The 17,933-nt window shown below is 65.0% G+C and carries 15 protein-coding genes; 6 read left to right on the forward strand and 9 right to left on the reverse strand.

The features are described 5' to 3' along the window. Positions 1–13: 13 nt before the first annotated feature. Together E1832_RS09370 and E1832_RS09375 are read right to left on the reverse strand one after the other, a co-directional pair. Positions 14–1,102 (reverse strand): Zn-dependent alcohol dehydrogenase, encoded by a 1,089-nt coding sequence (locus E1832_RS09370; RefSeq protein ID WP_133359479.1) that lies wholly within the window; start codon positions 1,100–1,102, stop codon positions 14–16. Between the two features lie 70 nt (positions 1,103–1,172). Further along, complete coding sequence (locus E1832_RS09375) at positions 1,173–2,384, reverse strand: TCR/Tet family MFS transporter (protein ID WP_133359480.1); 1,212 nt, start codon at positions 2,382–2,384, stop codon at positions 1,173–1,175. Positions 2,385–2,872: 488 nt separating this feature from the next. Here E1832_RS09375 and E1832_RS09380 point away from each other — a divergent pair, with 488 nt between their 5' ends. The 3 genes from E1832_RS09380 to katG all read left to right on the forward strand — a co-directional run bounded on the left by E1832_RS09380 (position 2,873) and on the right by katG (position 6,643). Next, positions 2,873–3,193, forward strand: coding sequence for a hypothetical protein (locus tag E1832_RS09380; protein WP_133359481.1), 321 nt, complete (start codon positions 2,873–2,875; stop codon positions 3,191–3,193). Between the two features lie 397 nt (positions 3,194–3,590). Further along, positions 3,591–4,178 carry a hypothetical protein gene (locus E1832_RS09385; protein WP_133359482.1) on the forward strand — a complete coding sequence of 196 codons (588 nt, stop codon included), beginning with the start codon at positions 3,591–3,593 and terminating at the stop codon, positions 4,176–4,178. Positions 4,179–4,447: 269 nt separating this feature from the next. Then, positions 4,448–6,643: a catalase/peroxidase HPI gene (katG, locus tag E1832_RS09390; protein WP_133359483.1), complete on the forward strand. Its 2,196-nt coding sequence runs from the start codon at positions 4,448–4,450 to the stop codon at positions 6,641–6,643. Between the two features lie 267 nt (positions 6,644–6,910). On the opposite strand, the gene E1832_RS09395 is transcribed toward katG, so the two are convergent. Both E1832_RS09395 and E1832_RS09400 read right to left on the reverse strand, forming a co-directional pair. Beyond that, positions 6,911–8,392 (reverse strand): NAD-dependent succinate-semialdehyde dehydrogenase, encoded by a 1,482-nt coding sequence (locus E1832_RS09395; RefSeq protein ID WP_133359484.1) that lies wholly within the window; start codon positions 8,390–8,392, stop codon positions 6,911–6,913. 3 nt (positions 8,393–8,395) lie between these two features. Further along, positions 8,396–9,673 carry a 4-aminobutyrate--2-oxoglutarate transaminase gene (locus E1832_RS09400; RefSeq protein ID WP_133359485.1) on the reverse strand — a complete coding sequence of 426 codons (1,278 nt, stop codon included), beginning with the start codon at positions 9,671–9,673 and terminating at the stop codon, positions 8,396–8,398. Between the two features lie 158 nt (positions 9,674–9,831). Between E1832_RS09400 and E1832_RS09405 the strand changes: the two genes are divergently transcribed. Then, complete coding sequence (locus E1832_RS09405) at positions 9,832–10,410, forward strand: cupin domain-containing protein (RefSeq protein ID WP_133359486.1); 579 nt, start codon at positions 9,832–9,834, stop codon at positions 10,408–10,410. Between the two features lie 48 nt (positions 10,411–10,458). On the opposite strand, the gene E1832_RS09410 is transcribed toward E1832_RS09405, so the two are convergent. From E1832_RS09410 to E1832_RS09425, 4 genes are read right to left on the reverse strand one after another with little or no spacing between them, the layout of a single operon-like run. After that, positions 10,459–11,220 (reverse strand): SDR family NAD(P)-dependent oxidoreductase, encoded by a 762-nt coding sequence (locus E1832_RS09410; protein WP_133359487.1) that lies wholly within the window; start codon positions 11,218–11,220, stop codon positions 10,459–10,461. Continuing rightward, on the reverse strand, positions 11,217–12,155 hold the full coding sequence (locus tag E1832_RS09415) for an SDR family oxidoreductase (protein WP_133359488.1): 939 nt from the start codon (positions 12,153–12,155) through the stop codon (positions 11,217–11,219). The genes E1832_RS09410 and E1832_RS09415 overlap by 4 nt, the downstream gene beginning before the upstream one ends. Then, positions 12,152–13,054 (reverse strand): bile acid:sodium symporter family protein, encoded by a 903-nt coding sequence (locus E1832_RS09420; RefSeq protein ID WP_133359489.1) that lies wholly within the window; start codon positions 13,052–13,054, stop codon positions 12,152–12,154. The genes E1832_RS09415 and E1832_RS09420 overlap by 4 nt, the downstream gene beginning before the upstream one ends. Next, entirely contained in the window at positions 13,051–14,370 is a 1,320-nt protein-coding gene (locus E1832_RS09425; protein ID WP_133359490.1) for a flavin-containing monooxygenase, read from the reverse strand. Before E1832_RS09425 ends, E1832_RS09420 begins: the two co-directional genes overlap by 4 nt. A 129-nt stretch (positions 14,371–14,499) precedes the next feature. Here E1832_RS09425 and E1832_RS09430 point away from each other — a divergent pair, with 129 nt between their 5' ends. After that, positions 14,500–15,117, forward strand: coding sequence for a TetR/AcrR family transcriptional regulator (locus tag E1832_RS09430; RefSeq protein WP_245513926.1), 618 nt, complete (start codon positions 14,500–14,502; stop codon positions 15,115–15,117). Between the two features lie 124 nt (positions 15,118–15,241). Then, entirely contained in the window at positions 15,242–16,399 is a 1,158-nt protein-coding gene (locus E1832_RS09435) for an acyl-CoA dehydrogenase family protein (protein WP_133359492.1), read from the forward strand. A gap of 379 nt (positions 16,400–16,778) precedes the next feature. Here E1832_RS09435 and E1832_RS09440 read toward each other — a convergent pair whose 3' ends face one another. After that, on the reverse strand, positions 16,779–17,804 hold the full coding sequence (locus E1832_RS09440; protein ID WP_133359493.1) for a helix-turn-helix transcriptional regulator: 1,026 nt from the start codon (positions 17,802–17,804) through the stop codon (positions 16,779–16,781). Between the last annotated feature and the right edge of the window lie 129 nt (positions 17,805–17,933).

Here is a 17,933-nt window from a genome sequence, read left to right on the forward strand (position 1 = left end):
GCGCCCGCTTTTCTCAGCGGTTGAACAGGATTACGTTGCGCCGGGCTGCACCGGTGCGGGTGTCGTCGATCGCCTCGTTGATCTGCTCGAGCGTCCAGCGCCCCGAGACCAGCTCATCCAGTTTCAGCCGCCCCTGTTTGTAAAGGTCGATGATCCAGGGAATGTCCCGCTTGATCACCACATTGCCCATCTTGGACCCGATCAGCCCCTGACCCGCGTCCGCCATGATCAGCGGCGAATAGGTCGCGACCTTGTCGCCGTGCGGCATGCCGACCATCACCACCTTGCCGCCCGAGGCCAGATAGCGCGGCGCGGCGGAATAGACCTCGGCCACGCCGACGGTGACCAGCACCACATCGGCACCGCGCCCGAGGATCTTCTTGACCTCGTTCCAGGGCTTGGGCGATGTGGCGGAAACCACGTCGGTGGCGCCGAATTCCTTGGCGACCTCAAGCTTTTCATCCAGCATGTCGACCGCCACGATGCGCCGGGCGCCGGCGATGCGGGCGCCCTGGATCGCGTTCAGTCCGACACCGCCGGCGCCGATCACCACCGCATCCTGACCGACCCTCATGTCGGCCGCCAGCGCCGCCGCACCCACCCCGGTGATCACCCCGCAGGAGATGACCGAGGCCACGTCCATCGGTATATCCGCAGGGATCTTGACCACCTGACTCTGATCCACCACGACCTTTTCGGCGAAGGCGCCGCAGGACAGCGCCTGGAACATGGTGCCGCCGTCATGGGTTTTGAGCGGGCCCTTGGTGCCGTCCTTGGGGGTTTCGCAGATGGTCGGCTGACCCGAGCCGCAGGGGGTGCAGTGACCGCAGGCGCGGATCAGTGTGACGCAGACGGGATCGCCCGGCGCGACGCCCTGCACACCCTCGCCCACAGTGATGACGCGTCCGGCCGCCTCATGGCCATAGACCGCCGGCAGCGGGCCGCCGAAGCCGCCGTCGGCATAGCTGATGTCGGAATGACAGATCGCAACCGCGTCGATCTCGACCTCGACCTCACCCATGCCGGGCGGGGCGAGCTGGACCTCTTCGATTTTCAGCGGTTGCCCGAATTCGTGACAGACGGCGGCCTTGATGGTTTGCATCTCATTCTCCCTGATTTGCGGCTAAGGTGGCCCGCCGCCGGGTTCAGGGCAAGCGGGAATTCGGCAGCCGTCAGCGCACCGCCGTCGCGGACGGGCGCAGGCCCAGGAACAGCGCCAGCGCCGCGCCCAGCAGCCCCATCGCCAGCAGGAACGGGGCGCCGGGCAGGTACAGCGGCGCCGCCGCCCCGGTAAAGGCGGCAAAGGCGCTGGTCATCATCAGCGGCGACAGGATGGTCGCCAGCGCGTTCACGCTGGTAAGAACCCCCTGAAGCGCGCCCTGCGCGTCATCGGACACGCGTTGCGACATGATCCCCTGAAGCGCCGGAACGACCACAGTGCCCAGCGCCGCCACCGGCGTCAGGATCAGGGCCAGCCGCCCCTCGGTCACCATGGCGATCAGGCCGAAACTGAAGAGGTTCAGGATCAGCCCGCAGACCACCGTGCCCCGGTCGCCCAGCCGGTAGAGAGCGACGCGGATCAAGCCGCCCTGCACCAGCGCCATGGTGATCCCGAAGAGGGCCAGCGACAGGCCGATCACCTGGGTCGACCAGCCGAACCGCTCTTGCGTGAAATAGGACCAGATAGCCGGGTAGACATAGAGCGCGACCGAAAACAGGAAGAACACCCAGAGCAGCGGGCGCAGCCCGGGCAGGTCCGAGATCGCGCGGAAGGCCCGCAGCGGGTTGGCCCGCGCCCAGACAAACGGGCGGCGGTTCTTGTCCTCCACGGTCTCACGCATCACCAGCAGGCCAAAGATCAGGTTGGCCGTGGCCAGCAGCGCGGCGGCATGGAACGGCGCACGCGGTCCCAGCGCGCCCAGCGTGCCGCCGATCAGCGGCCCCAGCACGAACCCGACGCCGAAGGCCGCGCCGATCAGGCCGAAATTCGCCGCCTTGTCCTTTGGCGCCGAGAGGTCCGCCATACAGGCGCTGGCGACGGCCTGCGTGGCCGAGGTGATGCCGCCGACGATCCGGCCGGCAAACAGAATCCAGATCGAGCCTGCCAGGGCCATCGCCAGGTAATCCAGCGCCATCACCGCCAGCGACACCAGCAATACCGGGCGCCGCCCAAAGTGATCCGAGAGGCTGCCCAACCCGGGGCTGAACAGGAATTGCATCACCGCGAAGACGGTCGACAGCACCCCGCCCCAGAGCGCGGCCTGCGCCAGGCTTCCGCCCCGAACATCGCGTATCAGATCCGGTATCACCGGCATGATCAGCCCGATGCCCATGGCATCGAGCATGACGGTGATCAGCAGGAACAGGATCGGCAGGCGGGGCAAGGCAGCGCTCAAAAAGGGCTGAAACGAGTGGCCAGACGCTAGCGGTGCGGAGCCGGGGCGGGAAGGGCAAAGGGTCTGGTCTGCCGTAACGGCATCTGAGGTCCGGCCGGGGTGCCGCCGCAATTGCCGGGGGCGGTTTCAGCCGGGGAATCCGCGGGATCCGATCCGCATTCCGGTCTCGGAACACCCCCGGCGCCGGAATGCATCCCCTTCGGGCTGACATTCAATGTTCGAGACTCGTCGATTTAATTCTGATCCGGTCGGTCCGTCAGGTCGTATTCAAGCGATTAAACATGTGAATATGATTGCGGGAACCGGGGCCGTCGGCCATATTGAGCATCCCGCCTTTTTAACCTGTGCGTGCGATTTGCGTGTGGTAATGGCTTTGCGGTACATGTTGGGTGAATCCGATCCCGATTGTTGGCGTGGCCAGGCGGGGTGTTGGGTCCAAGTGATGCCATTTGAATTATGGGAGCCTGCGTGCATTGGTGAATGACAGCCTTTTCCACCTGGCAAAGCTTTATGAGTTGATTGCCTCCATGGAAAAAGATCTTGGATTGCATACGCTCTCCGAGGATGAGCGGGCGATGATCTATGCCATCACGTCGGTGACTGCCGCGGAAGGGGCGACCTTTCTGAGCGCCGACATCAAGAAGCACAGCCTGTGCAGCAGGATGTCGAATCCTACCTTCTACCGGAACCTGAAGCGGCTGTTGCAAAAGGATCTCATCCGGCATGTGAAAGGTAAGAAAACAGGTCTGTACGAAGTGGCAGAAGGGCTGTTCTCAGGCAAGTTCGGTCGGTCCTGATGTGCTTTGCCGTCCGCAGTCCGGGCGGCTGCGGAGGGCCTCTCAGGGGCGGGCGGGGCTTTCGGCGTCTCAAACGGCGCCATAGGTTTTCCGGACCGGCGCCGACGCCGAAAAATCATCGCAGCAGGTTCACCGCGGGCGCTGTTTCGTTCCGGGGGTGGAGCGGCCGCTAAAATATTTCAAGTGGATAACTTTGCGTCGGGTCCGGGCATTTCCGGTTCTTTTTCGTGGATTAATTCCACTTAAGATAAAAGTCCGCGAGATGAAATCAATTAAAGAGTGTTGATCGCCGACCTTTGATATTGATTGCATGGATTGGATGTGAAACAATTATAGGTAGTTCTGTTTTTTTTGCGGGCATCCGGATTCTTGTGTCAATGTGAAACAAGTTTTGTGAGTGGAAAACATGCGTTTGTCGCGAGCCGCCTTTCTGACGAGTTTGATTTCGATCCTGTATATTACCGCCTTTGCGGTGATGTATTGCGTTCTCATGCCGATCCAGGTGGCCGTCGCATCGGAGTATGTCGCCTTTGCGCAGGTCACCAGTCTCGTCATCCTGCCGCATGGGGTCCGGGTTGTCGCAACATGGCTGTTCCGGCATGAGGCCATCGTGTTCCTTTTTCCCGGCGCGACCGTCGAGGCAGCCGTGTTGGCCGAACACTTCTCTCTCGGGGCGGGCGATCTTGTGTTGTTGATCCTGTCCTTTACGACCAGCAGTTTCATCGCATTCGAGGGTCTTCGCGCGTTGGGGTGGTACGCTTATGCACATGGTGCATACGCACCAAGTTGGCGCCTTGTGATGACGGCGGGGGGGCTTGCCTCTCTCGTCAGCATGCTCGCCTTTGCACAGGTGGATTTCGGCTTTGCCACCTCCGACTTCTCGCTCTGGCTCGCGGCCAATGTGATCATTGGCGGACTGACGGGTCTGGTGGCGTGGCTGCTGTTGCTTCGATTTGGGCTGCGGGTTTTCGTCAGGACTCTTTGAGTGTTCTTTGCGTAACTCTGGTCCATCCGCTGGTCCAGCCACGCCGTCAGGCGGCGGCACCCGGGGCTGTGCCCCGAGGTCAGCCCGTCCTGAAGTCCCCATAATCATAAGCTATCGTAACGATCATTAAATAGAACTTATACCAATGGTCCAATTTTGTTAGAACCATTCCAGAGAGGGGCGCGACTCTGCTGCATGTTGCGGCCACCGCGGGCCGGCGGCGAGAGCCCCCATTGTTTTGAGTGATCCTTGCAAATTGGGAGAGAGAGATGGACGGAAACGATATCGGCAATGGCGGCAAATGCCCGGTCATGCACGGGGCGACGACGACCTTCGGCGCCCGGATGAACAGCGACTGGTGGCCGAACCAGCTGAACCTGCGGATCCTGCACCAGAACTCGGCCAAGTCCGACCCGATGGGTGGCGATTTCGACTATGCCGAGGCGTTCAGGGGGCTGGATCTCAAGGCGATCAAGGATGACCTCTATGCGCTGATGACCGACAACCAGGACTGGTGGCCGGCGGATTATGGTCACTACGGCGGCCTCTTCATCCGCATGGCCTGGCACAGCGCGGGCACCTACCGTACCGGCGACGGTCGCGGCGGCGCCGGCACAGGCCAGCAGCGGTTCGCACCGCTCAACTCCTGGCCGGACAACGGCAATCTCGACAAGGCGCGTCGCCTGCTCTGGCCGATCAAGCAGAAATACGGCAACCGGATCTCCTGGGCCGACCTGATGATCCTGGCTGGCAACTGTGCGCTGGAATCGATGGGCTTCAGGACCTTCGGCTTTGCCGGCGGCCGCGCCGACGTCTGGGAGCCCGAGGAGGACATCTATTGGGGCGCCGAGGAGGAGTGGCTGGCCACATCCGACACCGCGAACAGCCGCTATTCCGGCGAACGGGAGCTGGAAAATCCCCTCGCCGCGGTGCAGATGGGCCTGATCTATGTGAACCCCGAGGGCCCGGACGGCGAGCCGGACCCGATCAAATCAGGCCGCGACATCCGCGAGACCTTCGCCCGGATGGCGATGGACGATTATGAAACCGTCGCGCTGACCGCCGGCGGCCACACCTTCGGCAAGATGCACGGCGCGGGCGACGCGGGTCATGTCGGCCCGGAACCCGAGGCGGCGCCGCTGGAGGCGATGGGCTTTGGCTGGCTCAGCGATTACAAGTCGGGCAAGGGCCGCGACACCATAACCAGCGGGCTTGAGGGCGCCTGGACATCGAACCCGATCAAATGGGACATGGGCTATTTCGACGTCCTGTTCAAATATGAGTGGGAGCTGGTGAAAAGCCCCGCCGGGGCCTGGGTCTGGACGCCCAAGGACATCCAGGAAGCCGACATGGCGCCCGATCCTGAGGATTCCTCGAAGAAGGTGCCGATTTTCATGTCCACCGCCGACATGGCGATGCGCATGGACCCGGCTTACGAAAAGATTTCGCGCCACTTCATGGAGAATCCCGAAGAGTTCGCCGATGCCTTCGCGCGGGCCTGGTTCAAGCTGACCCACCGCGACATGGGCCCCAAATCGCGTTACTTGGGCGCCGAGGTTCCGGCCGAGGATCTGATCTGGCAGGATCCGATCCCGGCGGGCGCGCCGCTGTCCGATGCGGATGTCGCCGATCTGAAGGCGAAAATCCTGGCCACTGGCCTGTCGGTACCTGACCTGGTGCAGACCGCCTGGGCTTCGGCCGCGACCTTCCGCGGCTCGGACAAGCGCGGCGGCGCCAACGGGGCGCGCATCCGCCTGGCCCCGCAAAAGGACTGGGAGGTCAACCAGCCCGAGCAGCTGGCCAAGGTTCTGGACGCGCTGGAAAGCGTGCAGAAGGGCTTCGGCAAACCCGTCTCGATGGCCGACCTGATCGTGATCGGCGGCACGGCGGCGGTGGAGAAGGCCGCCAAGGCGGCTGGTTTCGACGTGACCGTTCCGGTGACCACCGGCCGCGGCGACGCCAGCCAGGAGCAGACCGATGCGGACAGCTTCGACGTGCTGGAGCCTGTGGCGGACGCCTTCCGCAACTACCTCAAGACGGAATACACCGTTCCGGCCGAGGAGCTGATGGTGGACCGCGCGCAACTGCTGGGCCTGACCGCACCGGAAATGACCGCGCTGATTGGCGGCATGCGGGTGATGGGGGCCAACCAAGGCGGCTCGGCGCATGGCGTCTTTACCGACCGGGTCGGCGCCCTGACCAACGACTTTTTTGTGACACTGACCGACATGGGCACGGATTGGACCCCGGCCGCAGGCGACGCGGGCGTGTTCGAGGGCCGCGACCGCAAGGGCGGCGCGGTGAAATGGACCGCGACCCGGGTTGACCTGGTTTTCGGCTCCAACTCCCAGTTGCGGGCACTGGCCGAGGTCTATGCCCAGGGCGACAATCAGGAAAAGTTCGTGCGCGACTTCGTCGCCGCCTGGACCAAGGTGATGGACGCCGACCGGTTCGACCTGGCCTGACCGGGCAGGGGGCTGTAGCCCCCTGATGCAAGAGAAAAGAGAGCGCGTCGCTGCGGCGGCGCGCTTTTTTCATTGGTCAACGCGCAGAGGGCCGCGCCTGCCTGCCCCCCGGCAGGCGCTGCCCGGCGCAGACGCCGGGCTGGACTGTTGGGTGATGGCGCGCCCGGCTTCCATCTGCAGTCGCGCGGCCTTACGCGGGACGCGCTCATCGCCCAAAAGGGCGGTTGCCAGCCGGGGAGAGGTGCCGGCAACCGCCGGGCGCGACGTTCAGCCGATCTCGCCCATGCAGAGGTATTTCAGCTCCAGAAAGTCGTCGATCCCGTATTTCGATCCTTCGCGGCCCAGGCCCGATTGCTTGACCCCGCCGAACGGCGCCACCTCGGTGGAAATCAGCCCGGTGTTGATGCCCACCATGCCGGTCTCCAGCGCCTCGGCGACGCGCCAGACGCGAGCCATGTCGCGGCTGTAGAAATAGGCGGCCAGACCGAACTCGCTGTCATTGGCCATGGCTATGACCTCGGCCTCATCTTCGAACTTGAACAGCGGTGCCAGCGGGCCAAAGGTCTCTTCCTTTGCCACCGCCATGCCCGATGTCGCGCCGGTCAGCACAGTGGGACGGAAGAAGGTGCCGCCCAGGTTCGACCGCTGGCCGCCCTCGATCACCTCGGCGCCCTGTTCCACGGCGTCCTCGATATGACGCTCGACCTTGGCCAGGGCCGCCTCGCTGATCAGTGGGCCCAGAGTCACGCCGTCGTCGAACCCGTTGCCGACCTTCAGCGTGCCGACCTTGGCCCGCAGCTTCTCGGCGAAGGCGTCATAGACGCCCGCCTGCACATAGATGCGGTTGGCGCAGACGCAGGTCTGGCCGTTGTTGCGGTATTTGGCGATCATCGCGCCCTCGACCGCGGCCTCCAGATCGGCGTCGTCAAAGACGATGAAGGGCGCGTTGCCGCCCAGCTCCAGCGACAGTTTCTTGATCGTCGGCGCGCTCTGCTGCATCAGGATGCGCCCGACCCGGGTCGAGCCGGTAAAGGTGATCTTGGCGACCTTGGGGTTGGCGCACAACTCTTGCCCCACGCCCACCGGATCGCTGCCGGGGATCACGTTGAAGATGCCGGCGGGCACGCCTGCGCGCTCAGCCAGCACCGCCATCGCCAGTGCCGACAGCGGCGTCAGTTCGGCCGGCCGCGCGACAAAGGAACAGCCGGCAGCCAGCGCCGGGGCCACCTTGCGCGCGATCATCGCGTTGGGGAAGTTCCACGGCGTGATCGAGCCGACAACGCCGATAGGCTGCTTCAGCACCACAATCCGCTTGTCGCGCTGGTGCCCCGGGATGGTGTCGCCGTAGATACGCTTGGCCTCTTCCGCGAACCATTCGATGAAGGAGGCGCCATAGAGGATCTCGCCCCGCGCCTCGGCCCAGGGCTTACCCATCTCGGCACAAAGGATGGTGGCCAGGTCGTCGGCATGCTCGACCATCAGTTCGAACCAGCGGCGCAGCACCGCGGCGCGTTCCTTGCCGGTCCAGGCCGCCCAGCCCGGCTGTGCCGCATGGGCGGCGTCGATGGCGGCGGCGGCATCCGCCGCATCCAGATCGGCTACATGGGCGATGCAGGCCCCGGTCGCCGGATCATGCACCGCGAAGGTCTTATCCTTCCCGATCCATTCCCCGTTCACATAGGCGCGGCATTCCAGCAGACCGGGATCGTTCAATGAACGGGCGGTGGGAAAGCTTGCGGTATCCAGCATGGTTCAGGCCCCCTTCGCGGCGGTGATGGCGGCGTCGAGAATGTCCAGCGCCTCGGCAAAGACCTCGTCCTGAACGGTCAGCGGTGCCAGGAAACGGATCACGTTGCCATAGACCCCGCAGGTCAGCAGGATCAGCCCCCGGCTGAGCGCTTCGGTCCGCACCCGGTTGGTGAAATCGGCGTCCGGCGCGCTGCCATCGGCGCTGTTGAACTCGGCGGCCACCATCATTCCGGGGCCGCGGACGTCGACGATCTGCGGCGTGGTCTCGCGGATTGCCTCAAGCCGCTGGCGCAGCCGGGCGCCCAGCTCATTGGCGCGGGCGCAGAGGTCTTCCTCCTCGATCACGTCGAGCACGGCGTTGCCTGCAGCCACCCCCAGCGGGTTGCCGCCATAGGTGCCACCCAGCCCGCCGGGGGCGGCGGCATCCATCAGATCGGCGCGTCCGGTGACCGCCGAGATCGGCAGCCCGCCGCCCAGCCCCTTGGCCATGGTGGTGATGTCGGCGGCGACGTCATAGGCCTCCATCGCGAACAGCCGCCCGGTACGGGCGAAGCCGGTCTGCACCTCATCGGCGATCATCACGATGCCGTGGGTGTCGCAAAGCTTGCGGATCGCGCGCATCAGCCCGGCCGGCGCGGGATAGAAGCCGCCCTCGCCCTGAACCGGCTCGAGGATGATCGCGGCGACGCGGGCGGGGTCGAGATCGGCCTTGAACAGCTTGTCGATCGCCGCGAGCGAGGCATCGACCGAGCCGCCATGCAGTTCGACCGGGAAGGGCACATGATAGACATCCGGCATCATCGCGCCAAAGCCTGTCTTGTAGGGCGCGACCTTGCCGGTGAGGCTCATCCCCATGAAGGTGCGGCCGTGGAAGCCGCCGCCAAAGGCGATCACGGCGGGCCGCCCGGTGGCGGCGCGGGCGATCTTGACGGCGTTCTCCACCGCCTCGGCGCCAGTGGTGACGAAGATCGTTTTCTTGTCGAAGTTGCCCGGCACCTTGTCGTTCAGCCGCTCGGCCAGCCGGACATAGGGCGCATAGGGCAGCACCTGATGGCAGGTGTGGGTGAAGCGCCCCATCTGCTCGGTGACCGCCGCCATCACCTTTGGGTGGCAATGGCCGGTGTTCACCACCGCGATGCCGGCGGCGAAATCGATGTAGCGGTTGCCGTCCACGTCCCAGACCTCGGCATTCTGCGCGCGGTCGGCATAGACCTGGGTCAACATGCCGACGCCACGGGCAATGGCCGTATCGCGGCGGGCGGCGAGATCTGCGTTCGACATCCTGTTTCCTTTCGGTTGGCGGATCGTGTCATAGGCCCGGATCCGGGGCTGGCGCCGACCGTAAGGTGTTATGGGATGGCAAAAATAGGCTGTTTTTTCATTGGAGCAAGCTGTTGATATTGCTAGAGTAGGCTGGAATTTGTTTCGGGATACTCAACATGCGCAACATACCGGGCGATAGCTTTGATCTTGGAATCGGCCGCCGGCTGCGCGCCCTGCGCCAGCGCGCCGGCCTGTCGCAACGGGTGCTGGCCAAGCGGGCCGAGGTGACCAACTCCACCATCTCGCTGATCGAATCGGGCAAGGTGAACCCCTCGGTTGGCGCGCTCAAACGTATCCTCGACGGCATTCCGGTCGGCCTGTCGGAGTTCTTCGCCTTCGAGCCGGAGCCCGAGGCCGAACGGGCGGTGTTCTTTGCCGCCGAGGATCTGGTCGAGATCGGCAAGGGCAAGCTGTCGTTCAGGCAGGTGGGCACCAATCTGCACGGCCGGGCGATGATGATCCTGCAGGAAACCTATGACATCGGCGCCGACACCGGCCGCAAGATGTACGGGCACGAGGCCGAAGAGGGCGGCATCGTGATTTCCGGCCGGGTCGAGGTGACGGTGGGCGAGCAGCGCAAGATCCTCGGGCCCGGGGACGCCTATTACTTTGACAGCCGCGAGCCGCACCGCTTCAGGCAGGTCGGACCGGAGAAATGCGTGGTGGTCAGCGCCTGCACGCCGCCAACCTTCTGAGAGGCGGGCGCACCGTGTCCCGCCCGGCTTTGCGGGCGTCCCCGGCGGTCAGGAGCCGCCGATATTGCGCTCCATCAATCGCTGGAACAGCCGTGGCGACAGCCGGTTGATCCGCCAGGCCAGCCGCGCGACGCGTCCCACCGGGATAAAGTCGCGGTGACGCTCCAGCCCCCGCAGAATTTCAACGGCGGCCTGATCCGGCGTCATGTAGTCCACCCCGTCCGCCGCCGATCCGGGGCGGGCGATGCCGTCGGCGCCGCGCTGATCATTGCCGATATTGGTGGCGACGAAGGAGGGGGCGGCGATGGCGACATGGACGCCCTGCGCCCGCTCTTCCGATCTCAGCGAGGCAAAGAACCCCTCCAGCGCGTGTTTCGAGGCGGCATAGGCCGTGCGGTGATACAGCGGCGAGAAACCGGCGACCGAGGAGATCGCCAGATGGGTGCCGCCGGCCGCCCGCACCGGGGCCAGCAGGGCGCGGGCCATTTCCACGGCTGCGAAATAGTTGATCTCGAACACCCGGCGGTGGCTCTCCGCATCGGTTGCATCGAAGGCCCCGATCTGGGTTACGCCGGCGTTGTAGATGGCCAGATCGACCGCGCCGCCGCTCCACTTCGCCACCCGGTCCATCGCCGCCGAGAGGCTGGCCGGGTCGGTCAGATCGCAGGCCAGCGGCAACCGGGCCGGGCTGGCGTCCAGCCCCTCGGTGGACAGGTCGAGAAGGGCGACGGCCCATCCCTCGGCCTGCAATTGCGCCGCCAGCGCCCGGCCCAGCCCGCCCGCGCCGCCCGAGATTACCGCGTGTTTCATAGCCCGGCCCATGTTTTCCAAAGCTCGAAGGTCTCGGCGCTGGTCTTTTCCGGGACATAGCCGAACTCCCGTTTCAGCGCGTCATTGGCCAGCACGGGGCGGTATTGCAGGAACCGGACCTGTTCCGGTCCGTATCGGGACAGCCGCAGCGGATGGGCGATCCCCAGCGCGGCCCTGATCCCCCAGGCGGGCAGGCGCAGCACCGGTTTGCCCAGCCGCAGGGCAATCTCGGATATGCTCAGCGCGCCGTCGCCCGCGACGTTGTAGATGCCTGCCGGCCCGTCGGTGGCCGCGCGCCGCAGGATGCGGGCCAGATCGCGGGTCCAGATGAAGACAAAGGGGCTGTCGCATCCGGCGATGGCCAGCAGGCGGGGTTTGCGGAACAGCGCGGTGATCTGGTTGTCGGTGCCTTCCCCCAGCACCGTGCCGACGCGCAGCACCACCTGCTCCAACGCTGGATGGTCGCGGCGGGCTTCGGCCAGTATCTCCTCGACCCGCCGCTTGTGGTCGGCATAGGGGAATTCGGGATTGCCGCGCAGCGCATCGCTTTCCCGCAGCCAGGCGGGGTTGTCGGGGTAATAGCCATAGGCGGCGCCGGAGGAGGTGACCACCAGCCGCCGCGTCCCCGCCGCGCGCGCGGCCGCCAGCACCTTGCGGGTGCCCTCCACATCCACCTGGTAGGCGAAATCGCGCCCCGATCCGGGCGGAGGGGTGACGATCGAGGCCAGGTGGACGATGACCTCCGGTTTCTCCGCCGCGATCACCCGCGCGGGATCGTCGCCGGTCACGTCCATCCTTGCAAAGCGCGCGTTTTCCGGCAGTTCCGGCGGCTGGGCCAGATCGGTTGCGATGACCTCCTGTCCGCTATCCGCCAGTTCGGTCAGCACAGCGCGCCCCACCATGCCGCCGGCGCCGGTGATCAGGATCCTGCTCATCGTTCCGCCACGGTCCGCGACATGATCGCGGCCAGCGCGATACCCGAGATCGCGTGCCAGATGCCCCAGAAGGCGGCCACCACCGCCATGCCGCCCAGTCCGCCGAAAAAGGCGAAGATCAGAACCAGGCCAAGGCCCGAGTTCTGTATGCCGGTCTCGATGGTGACGGCGCGGCGATTGAAGGGGGACAGCCGGGCCAGAGTGGCCACGGCCCAGCCGCCCCCCAATGCCAGGGCGTTGTGCAGAACCACAAGGCCCGCAACCGCCCCGGCATACCCCAGGAAGAAATCCCAGTTCGACGCCAGCGCCAGTACGATGAAGGCGAAGAAGATCGCCATCGAAAGGGCCTGCAATGGCCGGTGCAGTCGGGCGGTGAGGGCAGGGCGGCGCATGTTCAACCGAACGCCCAGAACCAGCGGCAGCACCAGCATCAGGCCCACGGTGAGTGCCACCTGGACCGGGTCGATGGCGGTCTCGCGCAGGATATCACGGGTGGGGCCGTAAAGCCCGCCCCAAAGCGCGATGTTCACCGGGGTGAGCAGGATTGCGCCCACCGTGGCAACCGCAGTCATGGATACCGAGAGGGCGGCGTTGCCGCCGGCGCGATGGGTTATGAAGTTCGAGATGTTCCCGCCCGGGCAGGCCGCCACCAGGATCAGCCCCAGCGCGATGGAGGGGCGCGGCTGGGTCGCGAGCACCATCAGAAAGGTCAGGGCCGGCAGCACCAGAAACTGCGAAAAAAGCCCTACGATCAGGGGTTTGGGCGCCCGGCGCAGGCGGTGGAAATCCTCCGGCTTCAGGTCGATGGCGATGGAGAACATCACCACCGCGAGGATCGCGTTCAGCAGCATCAGCGACGCAGGACTGAAATTCAGTGTGATGTCGTCGATGCCGGTCATGCCGCCCGCCCCCGTCCGAGCCGCGCGATCCAGCCGGTGACTGCTTTGCGATAGGTGGCCTTGTCGACGTAATAGGCCATGCGCGGCAGGTTGAGGTAGGCCATGCCGCCGGTCGCCGGGCTGAAGCCTTTGGCCTTTTCCCGCTGGAGCGTTTTCGCCCCGGCGGTGCCGTCGCGCAGCCCGGCGAGATAGCGGGCCACCATCTCGGCCTGCTCGTGCCGCCCCTGCCAGCCGAGGCCGGAGGCCTCGACCATGCCGAGGACAAAGAGGTCGTCGCGGGTGGGATGCATGGCGTTGAGATAAAGATGCGGCGCGTCGCCCTGCCAGTTCAGAAGCGCCTTGTCGATGAAGGGATAGTGCAGTTTGTAGCCGGTGGCGGCGACGATCATGTCGTAGTCTTGGGCGCGGCCGTCGGTGAAATGTACGGTTTTTCCGTCAAATCGTACAATGTCTGGCCGGATCGAAAGATCGCCGTGCCCGGCATGGTGAATCACCAGCGAATTGACCACCGGGTGGCTTTCGTAGAGCTGGTAGTCGGGCTTGGGGAAGCCATAGCGCTGGGGGTCGCCGACGAACCATTTCAGGATCAGTCCGTCGATCCGCCGCTTCAGCCACATCGGCAGCCTGATCATTCCTCCCATGGTGTCGGCGGGTTTGCCGAAGACGTATTTCGGCACGAAGTAATAGCCGCGCCGCATCGACAGATCGCAGCAGACCCCGTGATGGATCGCGTCCACCGCGATGTCGCAGCCGGAATTGCCGGCGCCGATGATCAGCACCCGCTTGCCGTCGAACTGGGCGGCAGAGCGATAGGCCGAGGAGTGGATCAACTCGCCGTCGAACGTCCCGGCGAATTCCGGCATGTTTGGCTCGGACAAGGTGCCGTTGGCGATCAGCACACCGGCAAAGACCTCCTCATGCGCGCCGTCGTCATCGCGCCAACTGACCCGCCAGCCGTCGCCGGACCCGCCCAGCGGTTCGCATTCGGTCACCTCGGCCCCGAACCGGTAGTGGCGATAGAGGTCGAAGGCCCTGGCGAAGTCCCGGAAATATTCCTTGAGCTCCCGGTGCGAGGGGTAGTCGGCCGCCCCCGCGCGCATCGGAAAGTCGGTGAATTCGGTCATCGTCTTGGACGAGATCAGATGGGCGCTCTCGTACATTGTCGATTTCGGCCCGTCGATGTCCCACAGACCGCCCACGTCGCGGTGCAATTCGAACCCCTGGAACGGAATATCCTGTTCGGCCAGCACCTTTGCGGCGGCCAGCCCCATTGGTCCGGCCCCGATAAGGGCGAACCTGTCGCGCGTTTCCGTCATGTCTCCTCCCTGCGTTGTGCATATATTGAACATGTGTATAAAATAACGCAATGTGCATTTGCATGAAGGAGGGGTGAGATGGGGAAAGTCTCGGAAAATCAACGACAAAGGGCCCCTTCGAAGCGGTCGTTGCAGACCCGTGGGCGCATTCTTGACGCGGCGGAACGGATCTTCGCCGAGCGTGGTTTCGACGCAGCGACGATTCGCGACATCGCGGCAGAGGCCGGGGTGCAAGCGGGGCTGGTGCATCACCATGGCGGCGGCAAGGAGGCGCTGTTTCATCTGACCGTTGCCCGCCGCGCGAAAGAGCTGTCGCAGCTGCGGATGGCGGCGCTGGAGGCGCGCCGCGCGGCTGGTGCGATGACGGTGCGCGACGTGGTCGCCTGTTTTCTGGAGCCTTATGTCCGCATGGCGCGGGACGGCGGGCCGCAATGGCTGGCCTATGCGCGGCTGGTGGCCCATGTCTCGGCCGATCCGCGGTGGCGGGAGCTGGCGGCAGAGTGCTTCGACCCGACCGCCGGCCGCTTTATCGACGAAATTGCGGCCCTGCGCCCCGGTGCGCCGCGTCCGGCGGTTGCCACCGGGTTCGTCTATTCGGTGGCGGCGATGCTGGCGCATGTCACCTCGGGCTGGCGGGTCGGGGCGCTGGCGGGCGGGGATACAGACGGCGATGCAGACGAGGCGTCGCCGGGCGATCTGGTGGCGTTCTGCGCGGCGGGCATCGAGGCGGCGCTGCGCCCGCACTGACATTGGCGCTGACGCTGCGGCAGCGGGCGCCGGGACGTTGCGTAGCGGCGCCTCTGCCCGGATTGCCTTTGATCCGCCACGGCCTAGGATCGGGCCCGACACCGCATTCTGGGAGGAACGGATCATGAGCCTGATCACCAAGACCTCGGCCTGGGCAGAGGAAGAGCACGGCATGTTTGCCGACAGCGTCGGTCGGTTTTACGACAACGAACTGGTGCCCAATATCGACCGCTGGGTCGAGCAGGGCATGGTCGACCGGGCCTTCTGGACCAAGGCGGGCGAGGCCGGGATCATGGGCGGCGCCATTGCCGAGGAGTTCGGCGGCTCCGGCGGCGGCATCGGCTTCGACGCCGTCACCGTCTATGAGCAGGGCGCGCGCGGCGACAGCGGCTGGGGCTTTTCGATCCAGTCCATCGTGATGCATTACCTGGTCAGCTTCGCCACCGAGGAGCAAAAGGCGCGCTGGCTGCCGAAACTGGTCACGGGCGAGATGGTGGCTGCGATCGCGATGACCGAGCCGGGCACCGGATCGGACCTGCAGGCGGTGCGCACCACGGCGGAGAAGGACGGCAATTCCTACCGGCTGAACGGCTCCAAGACCTTTATCACCAACGGCCACACCGCCGACCTGATCATCGTCGTGGCCAAGACCGACAAAGCGGCCGGTGCCAAGGGCGTGTCGCTGATCGCGCTGGAAACCGAGGGCGCCGAGGGGTTCCGCCGGGGCCGCAACCTGAAAAAACTCGGGATGAAGGCCAACGACACCGCCGAGCTGTTCTTTGAGGACGTCAAGGTGCCGATGACCAACCTGCTTGGCAAAGAGGAGGGCCAGGGGTTCTATCAGTTGATGAAGCAACTGCCGTGGGAACGGCTGCTGATCGCGCTGACCGCGCTGGGCGTGATCGACTTCGCCATCGCCGAGACGGTGAAATACGTGCAGGAGCGCAAGGCCTTTGGCCAACGGGTGATGGATTTCCAGAACACCCGCTTCAAGCTGGCCGAAATGAAGACCAAGGCCGAGCTGCTGCGGGCCTTCATCAACGATTGCATCACTCGGCTGCAGGCGGGCGAGCTCGATGCCGCCACCGCGTCGATGGCGAAATACTGGGGCAGCCAGACCCAGAACGAGGTGGTGCATGAATGCCTGCAGCTGTTCGGCGGCTATGGCTACATGATGGAATATCCCATCGCGCGCCTTTATGCCGACAGCCGGGTGCAGATGATCTATGGCGGCACCAACGAGATCATGAAGGAACTGATCGCCCGGTCGATGGACGTGTGAGGCGGGATTGGCGCCGGGGTGCCGGGCGGGGCGCTGTCCCGTTCGGCGCTGGGCACATGGCTGGAGGCGGGAGGCTCCGGCGGGAGTGGCCGGAGGGAAATCGGCCGTAATATATTGAAGTCGAGGATAATTTACCGCGCTTGCTCCTGTGCGGGGCACATGCGCGCCACCCTATCGGCCCGCAGGATGTCAAAGCCGTCCCTGAGATGCCCGTGACATGAATGCGCCTGAGTTCCCTGTTCAGGAGGTCGGAAGAACCTTGCATAGGAGGGGGTATCCAAACATGGGTGCCGATTGGCGAAACGCGTCTGGACCATGCTCTGTCAGATGGGTTTCCTTGGGTTCTCCTGGCAGGCTTTCCATCCCTGCCGGGAGGAGGTCACCTGTGTCCGAGGATGAGTGCGACCAGCTCCGATTGCCGGCGCGTGCCGGTCTTGTCGAATATCCGCGTAAGGTGCGAGCGGGCCGTCGAGTCACTGATGCCTAGACGCGCAGCCACTGCACCGCGGCCGCCGCCGGCCAGCAATTCGGTGGTGAGCCGCGCCTCGGCCGGGGTCAGACCGAACTGATGCGCGATCCGGCGTCGGTCGTTTTCCAGTCTTCGGCGCCTGTCGCTGACCAGAACCAGCGCCACGGGGCGCTGGATCATGCCCGCCGAGGCGTCCGGATCGGACCAGGGCAATACCTCGATCATGAACCTGTCCGGATGGTCATCGGTGCCCAGTCGGATCACGCCGCCGCGCACGCCGCCATCGGGGGTGGCACAACCGGCGATTAATCGGAGCAGTCTGGCGTTGGGCTCGCGCGCCTTCAGGGCCAGGGTTCCGTTGCTCAGCTGAAGCACCGATATCGCGCTGAGAGCCGCCTCGGTATGGTCATCGGCGACGACCGGGCGGGCCTGCGCGTCGATCGGAATGACAAAGCTCGCGCCATGTTCCGCGGCCAGTTCGGCGGCCTCGCGGGCCAGTTTCAGCGCCTGCATCCGGCGCATGATCGCCGTGGCCTGGATCGCGTGCGGCACGATCTCGGCAAAGGCCCGGGCCGTGTTTCCGTCGATCACGTCGTTGTTCGAGCTGGTCTGGATCACCAGAGAGGCAAAGGCGCCATCCTGGATCATCAGTTTGCTCGCCAGTCTTTCCGCGCCAATGCCGGACCGGGCCCAGAAATCATTGTGGAATTCCGACGCGAGAAACCGGTCTCGCCCAAATGCTTCGAGCGAGGTGATCTGACCGACCGGCGCGCTGGCCGTGGCCTTGATGGTGGGATCCTTGCTCCACCAATGGTCGGTATAGGACTCGATCACCTCGGGGTTGACCCGCGGAGAGAACACCTCGGTCAGGCGAAGCCGGGGATCGTTGATGACCAACGAGGCATTCTCGACCTCGCAAAGGTCGGAGATGGACATCAGCGCCCGATTCCAGGAACCGGATCCTTCGGCAGCGGCATAGACCCCAGAGATCGAAGCCAGCAGTTTTTCTTCCGTTCGGCTCAAGTAGGCCCACCTCCTAAAGCAATGACGTCGTCTAAATCCGAC

It is taken from the genome of Antarcticimicrobium luteum, assembly GCF_004358185.1.
GTDB lineage: Bacteria > Pseudomonadota > Alphaproteobacteria > Rhodobacterales > Rhodobacteraceae > Antarcticimicrobium > Antarcticimicrobium luteum.